This is a genomic window from Actinacidiphila glaucinigra (genome assembly GCF_035918135.1).
Taxonomy (GTDB): Bacteria; Actinomycetota; Actinomycetes; order Streptomycetales; family Streptomycetaceae; genus Actinacidiphila; species Actinacidiphila glaucinigra.
The window spans coordinates 1,348,043-1,366,527 of record NZ_CP109144.1; the positions used below are offsets into that span (position 1 = coordinate 1,348,043).

Below are 18,485 nucleotides of genomic sequence, written 5' to 3' on the forward strand. Positions count from 1 at the left end.
GTCAGGAGGTGAAGAAGCGCGAGCGCTGCGACTCGATGCGCTTCAGCAGGGCGGCGCCGTCGTCCGGGTGGCCGAGCCACTGGGTGAGTCCGGGCAGGACGACCGTGGAGATGAAGCCGGGGTCGCTGTCGCGGTCGGCGAACTGGGTGATGTGCTTGGCGGAGGCGATGAGTTCCGCGGACTTCTTCTGCAGCGGGTTGTAGGAGCCGGTGTCGGCCTGCGCGTGGACGGCCACGTTGCTGGGGTCGACGCCCATGTAGAGGCCCTCGGCCTTGGCGCCGCCGAGGAACTCCAGGAGCTTCTTGGCGCCCTTCTCGTTCTTGGGACGGCGGCTGAGCATGAAGCCGTCCGTGGGCGCCTCGACGGCGTCCTGCCCGTTGGCCGGGTCGATCTCGGGGAAGGGGAAGAAGTCGATGTCGGCGCGGAGCGCCTCGTCGGAGACCTGCTGGCCCAGGAAGAGGCCGATGACCGCCATGCCGGACTTCTTGTCCAGCAGGGACTGGGCCGCGTCCTGCCACGAGCGTCCGCCGGCGCCCTGCTGGTAGTACGGGCTGATCTCGCGCCAGAGGTCGAGGGTGGTGGCGGCGCGCTTGTCGGTCCAGGACACCTCGCCCCGCATCAGGGACATGTGGAACTCGTAGCCGTTGGCCCGCAGGTTGAGGTAGTCGAAGGCGCCGAGGATGCTCCAGGCGTCGCCGCCGCCGTAGCCGGAGGCGATCGGGGAGAGGCCGTCCTTCTTCATCCGCTTGGCGAGGGCGGTGAACTCGGACCAGGTGCGCGGAACGGTGTAGCCGCGCTCCTGGAAGAGGCTCTTCCGGTAGAAGACACCCCAGGGGTAGTTGTACAGCGGGACGAAGTAGAACTTGCCGTCCTCGCCGCGGGAGAGCTGCTTGGTGGCCTCGCTGAAGCCGCCGCCTATCTTCTCCCACACGTCGTCGAGGGGGGTGGCGAGGCCCTTCTTGGCGAAGTACTGCATGCGGTAGCCGGCGAACCAGGTGAAGACGTCGTCCGGGGTGCCCTGCAGATAGCTGGAGATGCTCTTCTGGAAGCTGTCGTGGTCGACGGTGTTGGTCTTGACCGTCAGGCCGCTCTCCTTGGCGAAGGCCTTGGTCACCGCCGCGTAGGCGGACTTGGGCGTGGCGTCGGCCCCGTTGGACCCGAAGGTCACCGTCTTGGGGTCGGCCGCCGCTCCCCCGCCGCAGGCGGTGAGGAGGGGGGCGGCAAGCGCCGCGGCGCCGAGCCCGAACAGCCCGCCGACCATGGTGCGGCGGCTGGGCTGAGGCGCGGTCAGGACGGTGCGGCTCTGCAGCGTCATCGCTACTCCTAGTACGTGTCTGATCTGATGAAGGACTGGATCGCGGTGGCCGCGGCCCCGCGCGCCCACTCCTCGAAGGGCAGCGGCCGCGTCCGCAGGTCGCACTGCCCGGCGGTGCCGAAGGCGGAGGAGGCGAACGCCTCGAGGATCTGGTCGGCGAACAGGTCGTGGGCCACCAGGCCCTCGCCCGAGATGATCACTCGCTCGGGGCCGAAGAGGTTGGCCACCGAACCGATGGCCCGGCCGATCGCCTCACCGGCCCGCGCGTACACCTCCCTGGCCCCCGGGTCGCCCCCGTGGGCCAGCCTCAGCGCCTCGGCGGCGTCGGCCACGGGGATGCCCGTCGCCTCACGGACGGCGCGGACGATGGCGGGGTCGGCCGCGATCGCCTCCACGCAGCCGCGGTTGCCGCAGTGGCACAGCGGTCCCGCCGGGTCGATGGACAGATGCCCGATCTCACCGGCCACCCCGTAGGCGCCCGAGACCACCCGCCCGTGCACGACGAGACCGCAGCCGATGCCCGCGCCGACCGTCACCACGGCGAAGTCGGACAGGCCCACCCCCGCGCCGAACCACTGCTCGGCGACGGTGAGCGCCCTGACGTCGTTGTCGACGGTGACGGGCAGGCCCGTGGTCATCTCCGCCAGCTCGGCCAGCGGGATGTCGCGCCAGTCGAGGAACGGCGAGTAGCGCACCGCGCCGCCGGCCCGGTCCACGTCACCGGAGACCGCGATGCCCATGCCGCTGACGGGGACGCCGAAACCGTCGGCCTCCGCCAGCAGTTCGTGCACCAGGGCCGCCGCCGACTCCAGGACGGCCCGGGGGTCGGGGGCGGGCAGCGGCACATGGCGGGAGGCGCGGATCCGGCAGCACAGGTCGGTCAGCACGCCGATGATCTCGTCACCGGTGATCTTGAGGCCGATGAACAGCGCCCGGCCGCCGTCCACCCGCACGGGGTTGGCCGGCCGCCCCAAGGAGGGACGCGCCTCCTCGTCCACGTCCTCGACGAGGTAACCGGCCTCGATCAACGGCCGGACCGCCTTGGTGACCGCGGCCGCGGACAGCCCGGCACGCTTGGCGACCTCGGTGCGGGTGAGCGGACCGTGGCACAGGACGGTGGTGAAGATCTGGGAGGCGGCCGGCGTGTGGGCCGGGAACGCCTCCCCCGGCAGGATCGAGCGCATGGCCGGGAACCTAGGTGGGTTCTTTTCTGCTGTCAATAAAAGAATCAAGGTTCCTCTGAAGTTGCCCCTATGAGGCCCTGCCAGCTGGAAAAGCCCGGACCATGGTGGGTGTTGACATCTGATCCAAGGTAAGGATTGGCTGCCGTCTGTCCCCTGGCACCACCCGAACGTGAGGACCCATGCCCGTGATCTCCCATGCCCCGGACACCGGGATCTGGCTGCTGAGCACCCCGCGCACGTCGTACGCGCTGCGCATCGACGCCACCGGTGCCCCCTGCCACGTCGCCTGGGGTCCGCGGCTGACCCTCGAGGAGGCGGCGGAACTCGCCGTCCCCGCGGGGCCGGACGCGAGCAGCTTCGAGGGCCGGTCCCCGGTGGGCGAGGAGCTCCCCGTCGACGGCGGGGCCCGCTTCGGGCCGCCGTCGCTCCAGGTCCGCTTCGACGACGGGACCCGGGCCTTCGAGTGGCGGCCGGTGGGACACGACGTACACGAACCCGCGCCCGGCGCGGCCGAGTTGTCACTGCGGTTCCGCGACCGCGTCCACCCGCTGGAGGTCACCCTGCGGTACCGCGTGCACGACGACAGCGACGTCATCGAGCGGTACACCGTCCTGCGCAACGCGGGCGACCGGAGCCTCACCGTGCTCCGGGCCGACTCCGCCGCGTGGAGCCTGCCGCCCCTGCCCGACTACCGGCTCAGCCACGTGACCGGCCAGTGGTCCGCGGAGAGCCAACTGCGCCGGGACCGGCTGCCGTACGGCGAGACCGTGCTGACCAGCCGCCGCGGCATCACCAGTCACCACGCCAACCCCTGGGTGATGCTCGACGCGGGCGACGCCACCGAGACGCACGGCCGGGTGTGGAGCGCCGCCCTGGCCTGGAGCGGCAGTTGGCGGATCACCGCGCAGCGGACCCCCGACGGCCGGGCCGGCTTCACCGGGGGCGCCGGGCACGACGGTACGAGCGTGCCGCTCGCCCCCGGCGAGGAGTTCACCACGCCGGGCTTCGCCGCCGCGTGCACCGACGGTGGCTTCGGCGCCGCGAGCCGCGCCTGGCACGCCCACACCCTGGCCCATGTCCTGCCGCACCCGTGGGAGACGGCGCCGGTGCTCTACAACTCCTGGGAGGCCACCGGCTTCGACGTCGACGAACCCGGCCAGACGGCGCTCGCCGCCCGGGCCGCCGCGCTCGGCGTGGAGCTGTACGTCGTCGACGACGGATGGTTCGGGGCACGGCGCGACGACCGTGCGGGACTGGGCGACTGGGTCCCGGCCGCCGACCGCTTCCCCTCCGGGCTCGCCCCCCTCTCCGACGAGGTGCACCGGCTCGGGATGCGCTTCGGCCTGTGGGTGGAGCCGGAGATGGTCAACCCCGACAGCGACCTGTACCGCGAGCACCCGGACTGGGTGCTGCACGTGCCGGACCGGACCCGGACCGAGCTGCGCAACCAGCTGGTCCTCAACTTCGCGCGGCAGGACGTCGCCGACTGGGCGTACGACTGGCTCACCCGGCTCGTCGCGAAGAACGGCGTGGACTTCCTCAAGTGGGACATGAACCGCGCCTTCAGCGAGGCCGGCTGGCCCGGCCGCGACGACGGCGCGGACCGGCTGTGGACGCGGTACGTGCACAACCTCTACGGGGTGATCGACCGGCTCCGCGCCGACCACCCGCAGTTGCGGATCGAGTCCTGCAGCGGCGGCGGGGGCCGGGTGGACCTCGGCATCCTCTCCCGCACCGACCAGGCGTGGCCCTCGGACAACACCGACGCCGCCGACCGCGTGGCCATCCAGCACGGCTACGGCCAGGTCTACCCCGCGCGGACGATGGCCGCCTGGGTGACCGACGTGCCCAACCAGCTGACGCACCGCACGGTGCCGCTGCGCTTCCGTTTCCACGTCGCGACGGCCGGGCTGCTGGGCATCGGCGGTGACCTCACCCGCTGGTCCGAGGAGGAACTGGCCGAAGGCGCCGAGCTGGTGGCCGGGTACAAGCGGGTCCGGCACCTCGTCCAGCACGGCGCGCTGCACCGCCTGCGCGGACCCGGGGACGAGGGCCCCACCGTGGTGGAGTACGCCGCGCACGACGGGAGCGAGGCGCTGGTGCTCGCCTGGCAGTGCGTCCAGCGGCACGGCGGCCCGCGGGGACCGGTGCGGCTGGGCGGTCTCACGCCGGGGGCCCGCTACCGCGACACGCGCACGGGGACCGTGCACCACGCGACCGTGCTCGGCGGGTACGGGCTCTCACTCGACCTGCCGCCCGGGGACTGGGCCAGCTCGGCGGTGCACCTGGTCCGCCTCGCGGAGCGGGACGGCGCGTGACCGCCCGGCCGGGCCACGGCACGCCCCGCGCATGTGGGCAACTGCACAAACCCGCAGCTGCCGGAGCTTGTCCGACGTGACGTGACACCGTCAAGGTGAGCTCCGTCCGCCCGTCCCGAAGACCCGCCGGCCCTCTGCACGTTCCTCACCCGATCCCGAAGGGCGTTGCATGTCCCACCGCTTCAGACGAGCACGCTTCACGGCGCTCGCCGCCCTGCTGTCCACGATCGCCGCGCCTTCCGTCGCCCACGCCGCGGACCCGGACGCCCCTGCGTCCCGGTCCGCGGCCCACGCGGCCCCCGCGGCACACTCCCTCACCCTCTCCGACGGTTCGGTGCTGCGCTGGTCCGACGACGGCTCAGGCACCCTGACCCGCAAGGACGGCACCACCCGGGCCTTCCCCGTGGCGGCCGGCAAGGGCCGCAGCGCGTTCGGCGACCCGCTGACCCCCTCGGCCGAGATCCTCCGGCGCCGGGCCGACGCCGCCGCGCTGACGCCGTACAGCGTGGGCGCGTCCACCGGCCCCGGCTCCGCGGTCCGGCCCCGCACGATGAACTCCGGTGCCGTGCCGCTCCCGAAGGACGTCCTCGCGGCCGTCGACGGCATCGGCGACCGGGCGGCGGCCCGCACCACCGCTCCCTCCACCGCCGCCAAGGACCTGCCCGCCAACGAGGGCCTGACGACGTCCTTCCAGTCGTACCTCAACGCCGGCGGCGTCAACGCGGTCGGTGCCTTCCAGGACACCGCCACATATCTGCGCGCGCTGCCGGGCGAGGGCCAGATCGTCACCAATGTGTCGCTGGGCGACCTCACCGACCAGGGCATGGCCGACGCGGGCGACGAGTACGTGCGCCTCAACGGCCCGACCACGGTGCTCCGCGACGGCAAGCGCTATCTGGACTTCCCCTCCCTGCCGCTGATACCGACCTACACCAGCGACAACAAGGGCCGCCTCGACCCGGCCGGCGCCATCGAGGGCCAGGACCCCAACCTCGCCGAAGTGCTCCTGGACTTCTCGATGATGGCCCCGCTGCCGCACGACCGGCAGCGCCCGGAGGCCACCGGGAGCGGCGCCACGGACCTGCTGGGCATCGCGCCGGGCGCGCAGTACCGGCTCGTGATCCCCGAGGAGCCCTCCGCCGTGGGCATCGCGGCCGCGCTGCGAGCCGCGGCCGCCCAGAAGCCCCGGCCGGACGTCATCACCGCGAGCCTCGGATTCGGCACGGACGGCTCGATCGGCTTCCCCTCGCGGTGGCTGGAGGACGACCCGGAGATCAGGGACACCCTGCGCTCGATCGTGGACTCGGGGATCGTCGTGGTCGTCTCGTCCAACGACGGCACCCGCCTGGGCCTGCCCGTGTCGGTCGGCCCGGACGGCGGCAGCACCCCGACCGACCTGACGTCGAACGGCCGCGCGCAGACGTCCATCGACGACGTCGCCCCCACCACCACCCCCACCCTGGTCCGCGACACCGGGGTGATCGCCGCCGGCGGCACCACCGTCGACGACACCCTGAGCTCGGACGACGTACGCACCGCCGTCTACCCGACGACCCGGTACAACGGGTCCGCCGGCTACTCCTCGGGGTTCGGCACGCGGATCGACCTGGCGGCGCCCGGCGACAACCTGCCCTCGCTGATCCACACACCCGACGGACCGGGCGTGGTGCTCAACGGCGGCACCTCGGCCTCCGCCCCGATGATCGCCGCCGCGGCGGCCAACGTGCTGGCGGCCGCCGAGGCGACCGGGCAGAGGCTCAGCCCGCGTGAGGTCAGGAAGCTGCTGGTCGACACCGGCCGCCCGATCGCCCAGCCTCCGCAGGCCGACCGGGAACTGCGCATGGGCCCGCAACTGGACGTGACCGCGGCGGTGGAGAAGGTGCTCGCCGAGCGCCACGACCTCACCCCGGCCGCGGTGCGGCTGTCCGTCGCCGAGCGCCAACTGCTGTCGGTGAGCCCGACCACCGCCTTCGTCGAGGCCACCGACCCCTCCGCCATCGACCTGGCGGGCCCCGCCGACGCCTGGGGCAATCCGTCCGGGCAGAACGCGGTCTCGCCCATCACGTTCGGTCTCGACCTCACCGGCGCCCACCGGAAGCTGACATACCGTCTGCGCGTCGGCGACAAGGGCACGATCCCCTCCGCGGGCCCGAGCCTGCGCGTCCTGCCCCGCGAGCTGCTGGCCGCCGCCGGCCTGCCCCTCGCCTCCGGCGAACCGCGCACCCTGCAGGTGACGTTCGAGGCGCTCTCCGGGAGCAAGGTGGTGGCCTCGACCGGCCGGCGGCTCACCTTCGGCGCGGCCGACGGCACGTATGTGCAGCCCAAGGCTCCGACCGCGCCCGGCTCGTCCCCGCTGGGCAAGCCCGTCACCGTGCACTACGACCTCACCGGCCTGCGGGACGCGACCGCCCCCGAGCTGGTGCTCTCCTCGGTCGGCCACTGGACGCCCTTCACGACCAGCGACAAGTGGCGTGCCCAGTGGCGCACCCCGCTCACCGGCACCAAGGGCACGGTGACCATCCCCGCCTCCGCCTTCGGACCGGGTGGCGCCGGGCTCTACGGCATCGGCGTCACGCTCTACGACGGCCAGGTCTTCGGGGACTTCCGCGCCCTGCGCGTCGGGCCCGGCGCGGACCAGCGGCCGCAGGCACTGCTGCTGGGGCGGGGGAGTTCCGCCACGGCCCACACCATCGAGCTGAGCCGCCCGGAGCCGAGGCTGACGGTCTCCTGGGACGCCTCCTCGGTGCGGCACGCCGACGGCGCGGCCATCGAGTTCCTCACCCCGGCCCCCACCCTGTACGGGGCGCTCAACACCGCCACCAACCAGAACGGCAGCGGCCGTGACGACAACGGCGTCGACCACGCCTCCACCCTCTTCCGGCCCCTGCCGTCGGTGAAGGGCCGGACCGTGCTCGACCTGAGGGCACTCGGTCTGCCGACCGGACTGCAGTACCCGGTCCGGATCCTCCCCACCCGGGCCGGCAAGCCCGTGGGGCAGGCGTCGCCCACGTCGTTCGTGCAGTACCTCGACGGCGACACGGTCTCCGGCACCCTGGAGAACATCGAGGTGAGCGGCGGCAAGGCCCTGCTGTCCACCGACGACTTCGCCGAGGGCGACGACGGCTGGATCCACCTGGAGAGCTCCGCCACCACCGCGTACTCGCTCTCCGAGGGCACCCTCGGCACCACGGTGTCCCGTGAGACCGGCACCTCGATGATGCAGGAGGTGCTGGGGGCCGACCCCGGCACGGGACACACCCTCATCGGCCACCGGCCGTTCGACGGCGGCGTGCTCCCCGAGGTCGACCTGCGCGACACCGCGACCGGTGGGCGCGTGAAGCTCAGCACGCTCGACCCGGGCACCGGCTCGACGTCGGTGTACTTCCAGGGCGGAGCCGTCGACCCGGCCCGTCACCGGGCGGCCGTGACGACCTTCGACGGGGTCTCGGGCGTGGCGTCGCTGTGGACCGTCGACATGGCCACCGGCAAGGTCTCCGCGCCGATCCCGCTCAACGCGGACAGCCCGGGGCGCACCTTCGGCAACGTCTCCGTCGACGCGTCGACCGGCACGTTCTTCGCGGCCACCACCGGCACCATGGGGCCCTGCCTGTCCGGACGCGTGCCCTACTGGGCCGTGTCGGTCGACCCCGGCACCCGCAAGGTGTCGCCGCTGACGACCATGCCGGCCTGCACCGCCGGGCTCCTGCCCGACGGCAGGGGCGACCGGGTCTACGTCGCAGCCGGGCCGGCCACCCCCAGCTACACCACGGGCGAGTTCCCCACCAGCACCTGGCGTTCGGCCGACCAGAAGTCCCTGGCCACCGCCGCCCCGGCCGACCTGGGCACCCGGGGCGTCATGTGGCCGGTGCTCGACACCCGGCACCACGTCGCCCTCGTCGCCCATCTCTACGAGGAGGCCACCACCGGCGACAACAACGCCCTGAGCGAGATCACCGTCGTCGACCCCGACACGGGCAGGGTGCTCGCCCGGCACCCCGTCGCCAACCTCGTCAACTCCACGCTCAGCACCAGCAACTTCGACTTCACCAGCCGGCGCGGGCTGTTCCTCGACCCCGACACGCGCACGGTCTTCCTGGTGAACCCCTGGGCCAACGGGCTCCAGCGGTTCACCTACTGACCGAGGGCCGACGGGGCCGGGTCCGCCGCATACAACCGGCGGACCCGGCCTCCACGGTCGCGAGGTGACACCTGTGCTAGGTTAAGCGCGTTGCAGTTTTGGTACCCATGAACTTTACGTGCACCTGCCGGGATGTAACCGACAGGTGCACTTTTGTTTTCCGGTCCTTCCGGAGGGGTCAATGCGGCGACGGGAGGTCGCAAAGTGCGGCCTTCATGTACTGCTCCCAAAGGAGATTCCCATGGCGACCGGCACCGTGAAGTGGTTCAACTCGGAAAAGGGCTTCGGCTTCATCGAGCAGGACGGCGGCGGCGCCGACGTCTTCGCTCACTACTCCAACATCGCCACCCAGGGCTTCCGTGAGCTCCAGGAGGGCCAGAAGGTGAGCTTCGACGTCACGCAGGGCCAGAAGGGCCCGCAGGCGGAGAACATCCTCCCCATCTGATCCACCGGGGATGTACGGGGCCGGCACCTCTCGGGGTGCCGGCCCTTCCTCTTGGGGGCGGCGCGGGCGCCGGGTCTACCGGGCGAGCGCCGCCGCGACGGCGCCCAGGTGGCGGTCCACCGGGCCCGCGGTGAGCAGACCGCTGCCGGCTCCCGCGAGTTGGCCGGCGGCGGGGAGCAGGCGGGCGTGGAGTGCCTCGAGGACCTCGCGATCGCCGAGCTCGACGGCGAGCACGCTCTGCAGACAGCACAGCGCCTCGTACAGCAGGTCGGGGGGTGGCTCGGGCAGCGCCCGCAGGGCCGCCAGGGCCTCGGCGCGGCGGCCGGCGCGCAGCAGGGCGAAGGGGTCCGCCCACGGCCGGTACGGCCCCCAGTCCGCGGCCGGGTCCACGCGCTCGGCGAGCCGCGCCGCCGGGACGGCGCCGTCGGCCAGGTCGAGGCAGAGCAGCGCGAGCGGGAGCAGGCCCCGTTCGACGCCCGGCATCCCGGCGCCCTCCAGCCGCGCCGCGGCGGCCCGGTAGGCGGCTTCGGCCCGCGAGGCGCCCCCGCCCCCGGAGGCGGCCGTACGCAGCGCGCGGTACCACTGGGTGAAGACGCCCGCCAGGGGCAGTTCGTGGCGTTCGGCGAGGACGTCGACCGCGGCGGCGTGCAGGTCGGCCGCGGGGAAGTCGGCGAGGGCGCTGCGGGCCTGGAGGCGGATCAGGTGCCCGAGCACCTCGTACGTCGTCAGGCCGTGCCGCCGGGCCAGCGCCACCAGTTCGGCGCCGACCGCGTCCCTGCGCGGGGCGAGGCCCGCCCGGGTGCACGTCTGCATGAACACCCCGTTGAGGGCGAACGCGAGGAGCGCCGGGTCGTCGAGCCGGCGGGCCGCCTCCTCGGCCTGCCGCGCCGCCAGCGGTCCGCGCGGGGTGCGGATGCCGCGGGTCTCCACCGCGATCGTGGCCAGCAGCCGGCAGCGGGCCGTCTCGTGCGCGGCGTCGGCGGGCAGTGCGGCCAGGGTGCGCTCGGCCGCGGCGACGATACGCCGGGCCTGTTCCGGGTCGTCGCCGCGGGTCCAGATCGCGGGCACGTCGTACGCGCCGATCACCCGGGCGGTCAGTTCCGGGTCGCCGGTCTCCTCCGCCGCGGTGACGGCCGCCAGGCGGTGTTCGCGGGCGGCTTCCAGGCCGCCGCCCCCGGTCAGCGCGAGATTGCGCAGCAGGCCGACCGTCGACTCCAGCCGTGCGCGGGCCCCGGCGGCGACGGTGCGGTCGTACGCCTCGGCCGCCCGCGTCCACACGCCGGCGGCCGCGTCGCCCGGGTCGGCGGGCGGGGGCGCCTGGGGGTCCAGGCGCGGGTCCTGCGCGAGTACGTCCGCCTCCAGGCGGCGCAGCGCCGGTCCGGGGTCGAGCCCCAGGCCCTGGGCCAGCATCGCCCGGGCCCTGCGCAGCACGGCGAGCGCGTCCCCCTGGCGGCCCGAGCGGTACAGCGCGAGCGCCAGGAGCCGCCAGGCGTCCTCACGCCACGGGTGCTCGGTCAGGTGCGCGTCCAGGTCGGGCACCGCCTCGGCGGCCAGGCCGAGTCGCAACCGGGCCTCGGCACGCCGCTCCACGGCCCGCAACCGGAGTTCGGCGAGGCGGGAGCGCTCGCCGCGGGCCCACTCCCGGTGGGCGTACTCGCCGTACGAGGGGCCGCGCCACAGTTCCAGTGCCTCGCCGAGCCGTGCCAGCGCCGGCGCGGGCGGCAGAGCCGCGGCGGCGTCGACGGCGGCCTCGAACCGCCAGGCGTCCACGCTGTCCGGGTCCGCCCGCAGGGCGTACCCGGTGCCCGCGGTGACCAGGAGCCGGGCGGGTGCCCGGGGCGGCCGCCCCGGTTCCAGCTCGCGGCGCAGCGCGCCGACGAAGGTCTGCACGGCCCCGACGGCACCGGCCGGCGGCTCGTCCCACAGATCCGCCACCAGGCGGTTCACCGGCACGACGCGGCGGCGTGCCACAACCAGCCTCGCCAGCACCTCCCGGTGCCGCGGTCCCCTGAGCGCGAGCGCGCGACCGTCGCCGTCCCAGGCGACGACCGGCCCGAGCACACCGAACGCGACCCGCACCCTGCCCACCTCTCCGGCCGTCGTCCCCGCTGCCACGGTACGCGCTGACCGGTTGCTGATTCGCGGGCGGGAGGCTCGGGACGTCCGCCGCCGGCAGGCACCCGACTCCCCCGACCACGGAACGAGAGAACGCACCATGACACCGTTCGTCCCCGGCTTCACCCACCACCGCGTCCCCGTCGCCGACGGCGTCGCCCTCAACGTCGCCGTCGGCGGCTCGGGGAGCCCCCTCGTGCTGCTGCACGGCTTCCCGCAGACCCATCTCATGTGGCGGCACGTCGCCGCCGACCTGGCCGCCGACCACACCGTGATCTGCCCCGACCTACGGGGTTACGGTGCCAGCGACAAGCCGGCCGCCGCGGGACCCGCCACGTACGCCAAGCGCACCATGGCCGCGGACGTCGTCGCGCTGGCCCGCGCGCTCGGTCACGACCGCTTCGCGCTCGCCGGCCACGACCGCGGCGCCCTGGTCGCCTTCCGCACCGGGCTCGACCATCCCGACGCGGTCAGCCGGCTGGCCTGTCTCGATGTGCTGCCGACCCTGGACATGTGGGACGTCCTGCGCGGCGCCGGCGCGGCGGTCGCCTTCCACCTCTATCTGATGGCCCAGCCTCCGGGCCTGCCCGAGGAGTTGATCGCCGCCGCCCCCGACGCCTTCTTCGGCCACTTCCTCGACGTGTGGAACCCGTCCCCGGACGCCGTCCCGCCCGCGGTGCGCGCCGCGTACCTCGACGCGTGCCGCGCGGCCGTCCCCTCGATCGTGGCCGACTACCGCGCCTCGGCGACGGTCGACATCGACCACGACCGCGCCGACCGGGCCGCGGGGCGGCGGCTGCGGATGCCGGTCGCGGTCCTCCAGCAGGACTGGGGTGCCGCCCTCGGCTACGACGCCCGCGCCCTCTGGCAGGCCTGGGCGCCGAACCTGACGCACACCACGGTCGGCTGCGGCCACTTCATGGCGGAGGAGGACCCGGAACTCGTCGCGACGGCGCTGCGCACGCTCGTCGCCTCCTGACCTCTCCTGACCTCTGCACGCACTCGCGCGCCGGTTCCGGGAAGAACGCGGGGGAGCGCTTCGTTACAGGTATCTATCGTAACGAAACGCGTGAACCCCATCGAGGAGAACCGGATGCCTGCCGCCCTCGCCCCCGGGACCGGCTCGCCGCCGCGCATCGCGACCGCCGAGCACTGGTTCGACTTCATCTGCCCCTACTGCTACGTCGCCCAGGACCGCTCCCGGATCCTCCGGGAGCACGGGGTCCACGTGGTCGGGCACGCGCTGCAGATCCACCCCGAGATCGGACCCGGCGGCATACCGGCCGCTCCGCGCACCGGCCCGGGCTACGCCCTCCTCGCCCGGGAGGCCGAGGCCGCCGGCCTCCCGCTGCGCTGGACGGACCGCATCCGCTGCTCCCGCCCGGCGCTGGCGGCCCACGAGTGGCTCGCCGGCACCGCCCCGGAGGCCGCCTGCCGCTTCGCCGCCGCCGTTTTCGCGGCGAACTTCGCCGACGGCCTCGACATCGAGTCCCGGGAACTGCTGCTCTCCCTCGCGGCCGAGGCCGGCGGCGACGCGGACGGACTGCGCGCGGCATGGGACTCCCCGGCGATGACCGGCGCGCTGGCCGCGTCGAAGTCGCTCGCCGCGCGGTACGGCGTCCACTCCACGCCCACCTGGGTCTCCGGCCGGCACGGGATCGCCGGGCTGCGGCCCCGGGAGTGGTTCCGGGACTGGGCCGAGGCGCTCACGTCCTGAGCCGGGACGGCGGCCGCCTACTTCAGCAGCGCCTTCATGTGGGCCGCGGCCTCCCGGGCGGCCTCGTCCGGGGTGCGGCCCTGCTCACGGGCGAACAGGTAGGCGGCGTACCAGTCCCACCAGTGGTGCTCCGGCGCGGTCGCCTCGTACGCGCCGTGGCGGTCCTCGGTCTCGTGCAGGAGCCCGGCCAGCGTCGGGACGTCCATGGCGGCACCTCCTCTGTCGCGGGGCCCATGGGCCCGGAATCCCACCGTCCGCGCGAACGGTGGGATTCCGCAACCCGGGGCGACTAGCGCATCGGGCGGAAGCCCGTGCGGACCTCGTTCACGAACAGCTCCGGCTGCTCCCAGGCGGCGAAGTGCCCGCCCTTGGGGAGCCGGTTGTAGTGGACGAGGTTCGGGTAGGCCTGCTCGGCCCAGCTCCTGGGGGCCTGGTAGAGCTCGTCCGGGAAGACGCTGACGGCGACGGGAAGCTTGACGCCCTTCGCGCCGAAGAACGGAGTCGTGTTCTCCCCGTACAGACGTGCCGCGGAGACCGCCGTGTTGGTCAGCCAGAACAGGGTGATGTTGTCCAGGACGTCGTCGCGGGACAGGCCCTCGCTCACGCCGTTGAAGGAGCGGGTGATCAGCTCCAGGCTGGCCTTGTCGTGGTCGAGCAGGAAGGCCGCCAGGCCCACCGGGGAGTCCGCCAGGGCCGTCAGCGACTGCGGGCGCGAGCCCATCATGTACGCGTAGTAGACATGCCGGTACACGAAGTCGAGCTGCTCGACGGCGGCCTTCTCCTCGTCGTTGGCGAGGACCACGTCGGACGGCAGCGGGTTGCCGGCCACGATCGCCTCCTCGATGGCGGGCGGGATCACCTTCGGCATGTTGGTGTGGATGCCGACCAGGCCCTCGGGCTCCTGCACGCCCATGAGGTCGGTGACGACCGCGCCCCAGTCGCCGCCCTGCGCGACGTACTCGGTGTAGCCGAGGCGCTTCATCAGCTCGCCCCAGGCGGCAGCTATGCGCTCCGGTCCCCAGCCCTTGGCGGTGGGCTTGCCGGAGAAGCCGTAGCCCGGCATCGAGGGGATCACCACGTGGAAGGCGTCGGAGGCGTCGCCGCCGTGGGCCGTCGGGTCGGTGAGCGGCTCGACGATCTTCAGCTGCTCGACGATCGAGCCCGGCCAGCCGTGCGTCACGATCACCGGCAGGGCGTCCGCGTGCTTCGAGCGGACGTGGATGAAGTGGATGTCCAGCCCGTCGATCTCGGTGATGAAGTGCGGCAGGGCCTTCAGCTTCGCCTCGACCTTGCGCCAGTCGTACTCCGTGGCCCAGTAGCGGGCGAGTTCCTTGATCGTGGCGAGCTGGGTGCCCTGCGACTGGTCGCCGACGGTCTCCTTCTCGGGGAAGCGCGCCGCCTCGATGCGCGCGCGCAGGTCAGCGAGTTCCGCATCGGAGAACTCGAACGTGAACGGACGGATCTCCGGGTTCTGCGGAGTGAAGGACATCTGGGGCTCCTCGTTGTCTGCGGCGACACCGCGTCGCCGGCTCACCCAAAGTGACCCGCAAGGGGTGGGCATCGCCCCGGGGAAACCCCCGGGGATCGCCCCGGGGCCGCACCCCGGGGGACGGCAGCGCACCCCGGGGCACCACGGCCGTCCCCGGGTGATCGCAGCCCGGAACAACCCACCCGAAAGGTGCGAATGGACTAAAATGACCACGTCAGGCGCGAGATCAGGAAGATCGACCCATGGGTGTGCCCGCGATCGACGCACAGCTCGGGCTGCGGGGCCGGGAGCAGGAACTGGCCGCGCTCGAGAGGGTCCTGGCCACGGCACGGTCGGGCACCAGCGCTGTCCTGGTCGTACGCGGCGAACCGGGGATCGGCAAGACCGCGCTCCTCGACCACGCGGCGGCCCACGCCGCCGGATTCCGCACCGCCGCCATCGCGGGCGTCGAGGCGGAGATGGAGCTGCCGTTCGCCAGCCTCCACCAGTTGTGCGCACCCCTGCTGGACCGAATCGACGGGCTGCCCGGACCGCAGCGGGACGCCCTGTCCGTCGCGTTCGGGCTGCGGGAGGGAACCGCACCCAACCGGTTCCTGGTGGGCCTGGCCGTACTGAGCCTGCTGGCCGGGGCCGCGGAGGAGCGGCCGCTGGCGTGTTTCGTCGACGACGCCCAGTGGCTCGACGACGGGTCCCGGCAGGTGCTGGCCTTCGTCGCCAGGCGGCTGATGGCCGAATCGGTGGCCCTGGTCCTGGCCGTACGCGAGCCCGACGACGACCGGGAGCTGGCCGGACTCCCCGAGCTGGCCGTGAAGGGGCTCAGCGAACCCGACGCACGCGCCCTGCTGGCGTCGGCCGTGCGCGTGCCGCTCGACCCGCTGGTGCGGGACCGGATCGTCGCCGAAGCCCACGGCAACCCGATGGTCCTGCTCCACCTGCCGAGCACGCTCACCCCGTCAGAACTGGCGGGCGGCTTCTGGCTCCCGGGCAGGCGTGCGGCGGCGGGCCACGTGGAGAGCGTGTTCCACCAGCGGTTCCTGTCGCTGCCGCGGGACAGCCGCCGACTGCTGCTGACCGCCGCGGCCGAGCCGACCGGCGACGCGTCGCTGCTGTGGCGCGCGGCCGCCGCGCAGGGCATACCGGCGGACGCCGCGGGGCCGGCGGAGGCCTCGGAGCTGGTCGAGTTCGGCGCCACTGTGCGTTTCCCCCACCCCCTGGCACGCTCGGCCGTCTACCGGCGGACGCCGGCGCCGGAGCGCCGGGCGGCGCACCACGCGCTGGCCGAGGCCACCGATCCCCGCCTCGATCCCGATCGCCGGGCGTGGCACCGCGCCCACGCCGCCGCGCGGCCCGACGAGAGCGTCGCCTTCGACCTGGAACGTTCGGCGTGCCGGGCACAGGACCGGGGAGGGGCCGCCGCCGCTGCCGCGTTCCTGCGCCAGGCGGTCGAGCTCACCCCCGATCCCGCGCGCCGCGCCGGCCGTGCCCTGGCCGCCGCCCAGGCCGCCATCGACGCCGGCGGGGTCGACCGGGCCCGCACCCTGCTGGCGTCCGCCGAGGCCGGCCCGCTCGACGCACTGCAGCGCGCCCGGCTGGAGCGGCTGCGGGCCCGCCTGGAGTTCTCGCAGGTGCGCGGGAGTGCCGCGCCGCGGCTCCTGCTCGACGCGGCGCGCCGGCTGGAGCCGCTCGACCGTGCCCTGGCCCGGGACACGCTGCTCGAGGCGGTCGGCGCGGCGATCTTCGCGGGCGGCCTCGGCGAGGGGCCCGGGCTGCGCGAGATCGCGGCGGAGGCCCGCGCGGCGCCCGCGCCCCCGGTGCCGCGGACGCTCGACGTGCTCCTGGACAGCGTGGCCGCTCTGGTCCTCGACGGCTTCGCGGCGAGCGTGGACGCCCTCAGGGACGCGCTGGGCCACGTCCGCCAGGAGCTGCGCTCCGGAGCCGTCCACGCGGACGGCGACCGGCGCTGGCTCTGGCTGGCCTGTCCGGTGACGCCCGAACCCCTCGCGCTGGAGCTGTGGGACGACGACGCGTGGCGCGAACTGGCGTCCGGAGCGGTGTGCATCGCCCGCGCGGGAGGAGCACTCGCCGTCCTCCCGATGGCGCTCAGTTTCCAGGCGTGCTTCCACGTGCACGCCGGCGAGTTCGACACCGCGCAGGCCCTGATCGACGAGGCGGCGGCAATCTCGGAGGCGACGGGCAGTGTGCCGATGATGTACACCTCGCTCCTGCTCGCCGCCTGGCGGGGGCAGGAGTCCCGGGCACTGGACCTGATCGAGCACCACATCCGGGAGGTGGGCGACCGCGGGGAGGGCCGTGCCCTCGGTCTCGCCGAGTACTCGACCGCCGTGCTCTACAACGGACTCGGCCGCTACGACGCCGCGCTGCAGGCGGCGACGCGCGCCTGCCGTTACGAGGACCTGGGCTTCCTGGGGTGGACGCTCTTCGAGCTGATCGAGGCGGCCGCCCGCAGCGGCCGGCCCGAGGCGGCGGCCACCGCGCTGGAACGGCTCCGCGAACGCACCCGCGCCAGCGGCACCGAGTGGGCGCTGGGTACCGAGGCCTGCGCACGCGCGCTGCTGAGCGACGACGACCACGCCGCCGACGCGTTCTACCGGGAGGCGGTCGACCACCTCGGCCGCTGCCGCATCGCGGTGCACCTGGCCCGCGCCCGGCTGCTGTACGGCGAGTGGCTGCGCCGCCGCAACCGCCGCCAGGAAGCCCGCACCCAACTGAGGGCCGCCCACGAGGTGTTCAGCGCTCTCAAGGCGGACGGCTTCGCCGAACGCGCCCACCGCGAGCTGCTGGCGACCGGCGAGACCGTACGCAAGCGGACGGTCGGCACGGCGGACCGGTACCGGCTGACCGGCCAGGAGTCCCAGATCGCGGGGCTGGCGAAGGACGGGCACACCAACTGCGAGATCGCCGCCCAGTTGTTCATCAGTCCGCGCACGGTGGAGTGGCACCTCGGCAACGTCTTCACCAAGCTCGGTGTCTCCGGGCGGCGGCAGTTGCGCACGGCGCTGTCCCCCGGGGGGACGGCGACCGGGCAGTGGGTCTGAGCCGCGGGCTCGTCAGCCCCTGTCCACCATGCGGTGGGGTCTGCCGTCGGACGGGGAGAGTCCGACCACGTGGACCTCGTCCCGTTCGCCGGTGTCCACCGTCAGGCGGACCCGGTCCGGCCCGTCCCACTCCGCCGCGCGCAGGGCGTAGTAGTCGCCGTTGACGAAGCCGACGTGCCAGCGGCGCGTCGTCAGTCCGGACCCGTCGTCGACGTAGACCCACCACAGCGGGTCGATCATGGCCCCTCCCTCCTCGACCACCAGGTGCCGGTCGGGGCGGTCGGGCGCCCCGGCGCGCATGCTCTCCCGCCCGCCGGGGAATGCGAACAGGCCGGCCGCCGGCGTCACCACCAGGGTGCCGAAGACGCCCGCCACCAGGATCAGGGAACGCAGGATGGCGCCCCGCACCGCGAGGAGCAGCGCCGCGGTCAGGGTCGCTCCCACTGCGACGGCGAACACCATGGGATGGTCCAGGAGTCGGGCCGCGAGCAGCAGCCCGCCCGAGCGGCGCCGCTCCCGCTGCCCGGTCCACGCGCCGAGGATCAGCACCCCGGCGACTCCGACCAGCACCACCGCCGCCGCCCACCGGCGACGGTCCGTCATCTCGGCCACACCCGACTCCCCACCCCTGACATCCGGACGCGCACAGACTAGCCTCGGCCGATCAAGGAGCGGACCCTCCGGGCCCGTGATCGCGGGACGGGCACG

At 73.8% G+C, this 18,485-nt stretch carries 12 protein-coding genes; 6 read left to right on the forward strand and 6 right to left on the reverse strand.

The window, feature by feature from the left end:
• Position 1: 1 nt before the first annotated feature.
• Both OIE69_RS05910 and OIE69_RS05915 read right to left on the reverse strand, forming a co-directional pair.
• Positions 2-1,315: an ABC transporter substrate-binding protein gene (locus OIE69_RS05910; RefSeq protein ID WP_326570873.1), complete on the reverse strand. Its 1,314-nt coding sequence runs from the start codon at positions 1,313-1,315 to the stop codon at positions 2-4.
• A gap of 8 nt (positions 1,316-1,323) precedes the next feature.
• On the reverse strand, positions 1,324-2,499 hold the full coding sequence (locus tag OIE69_RS05915) for an ROK family transcriptional regulator (RefSeq protein ID WP_326570874.1): 1,176 nt from the start codon (positions 2,497-2,499) through the stop codon (positions 1,324-1,326).
• Positions 2,500-2,678: 179 nt separating this feature from the next.
• On the opposite strand from OIE69_RS05915, the gene OIE69_RS05920 reads away from it, so the two are divergent.
• The 3 genes from OIE69_RS05920 to OIE69_RS05930 all read left to right on the forward strand — a co-directional run bounded on the left by OIE69_RS05920 (position 2,679) and on the right by OIE69_RS05930 (position 9,400).
• Positions 2,679-4,817 carry an alpha-galactosidase gene (locus OIE69_RS05920; protein WP_326570875.1) on the forward strand — a complete coding sequence of 713 codons (2,139 nt, stop codon included), beginning with the start codon at positions 2,679-2,681 and terminating at the stop codon, positions 4,815-4,817.
• Between the two features lie 169 nt (positions 4,818-4,986).
• Positions 4,987-8,955 (forward strand): S8 family serine peptidase, encoded by a 3,969-nt coding sequence (locus OIE69_RS05925; RefSeq protein ID WP_326570876.1) that lies wholly within the window; start codon positions 4,987-4,989, stop codon positions 8,953-8,955.
• Positions 8,956-9,196: 241 nt separating this feature from the next.
• On the forward strand, positions 9,197-9,400 hold the full coding sequence (locus OIE69_RS05930) for a cold-shock protein (protein WP_326570877.1): 204 nt from the start codon (positions 9,197-9,199) through the stop codon (positions 9,398-9,400).
• Between the two features lie 75 nt (positions 9,401-9,475).
• On the opposite strand, the gene OIE69_RS05935 is transcribed toward OIE69_RS05930, so the two are convergent.
• Positions 9,476-11,479: a BTAD domain-containing putative transcriptional regulator gene (locus OIE69_RS05935; RefSeq protein WP_326570878.1), complete on the reverse strand. Its 2,004-nt coding sequence runs from the start codon at positions 11,477-11,479 to the stop codon at positions 9,476-9,478.
• A 136-nt stretch (positions 11,480-11,615) separates the two neighbouring features.
• Here OIE69_RS05935 and OIE69_RS05940 point away from each other — a divergent pair, with 136 nt between their 5' ends.
• Positions 11,616-12,494 (forward strand): alpha/beta fold hydrolase, encoded by an 879-nt coding sequence (locus OIE69_RS05940; RefSeq protein ID WP_326570879.1) that lies wholly within the window; start codon positions 11,616-11,618, stop codon positions 12,492-12,494.
• A 90-nt stretch (positions 12,495-12,584) separates the two neighbouring features.
• The gene (locus tag OIE69_RS05945; protein WP_326570880.1) at positions 12,585-13,232 is read left to right on the forward strand and encodes a DsbA family oxidoreductase; all 648 of its coding nucleotides are present in this window, start codon (positions 12,585-12,587) and stop codon (positions 13,230-13,232) included.
• Positions 13,233-13,249: 17 nt separating this feature from the next.
• Here the strand turns inward: OIE69_RS05945 and OIE69_RS05950 are convergent, their stop codons facing one another.
• Positions 13,250-13,438, reverse strand: a complete 189-nt coding sequence (locus OIE69_RS05950) for a bleomycin resistance protein (protein ID WP_326570881.1) — start codon at positions 13,436-13,438, stop codon at positions 13,250-13,252.
• An 83-nt stretch (positions 13,439-13,521) separates the two neighbouring features.
• Positions 13,522-14,721 carry an epoxide hydrolase family protein gene (locus OIE69_RS05955; protein WP_326570882.1) on the reverse strand — a complete coding sequence of 400 codons (1,200 nt, stop codon included), beginning with the start codon at positions 14,719-14,721 and terminating at the stop codon, positions 13,522-13,524.
• Between the two features lie 242 nt (positions 14,722-14,963).
• Here OIE69_RS05955 and OIE69_RS05960 point away from each other — a divergent pair, with 242 nt between their 5' ends.
• Entirely contained in the window at positions 14,964-17,777 is a 2,814-nt protein-coding gene (locus OIE69_RS05960; RefSeq protein WP_326570883.1) for a helix-turn-helix transcriptional regulator, read from the forward strand.
• 12 nt (positions 17,778-17,789) lie between these two features.
• Here the strand turns inward: OIE69_RS05960 and OIE69_RS05965 are convergent, their stop codons facing one another.
• Positions 17,790-18,389 carry a hypothetical protein gene (locus OIE69_RS05965; protein ID WP_326570884.1) on the reverse strand — a complete coding sequence of 200 codons (600 nt, stop codon included), beginning with the start codon at positions 18,387-18,389 and terminating at the stop codon, positions 17,790-17,792.
• Between the last annotated feature and the right edge of the window lie 96 nt (positions 18,390-18,485).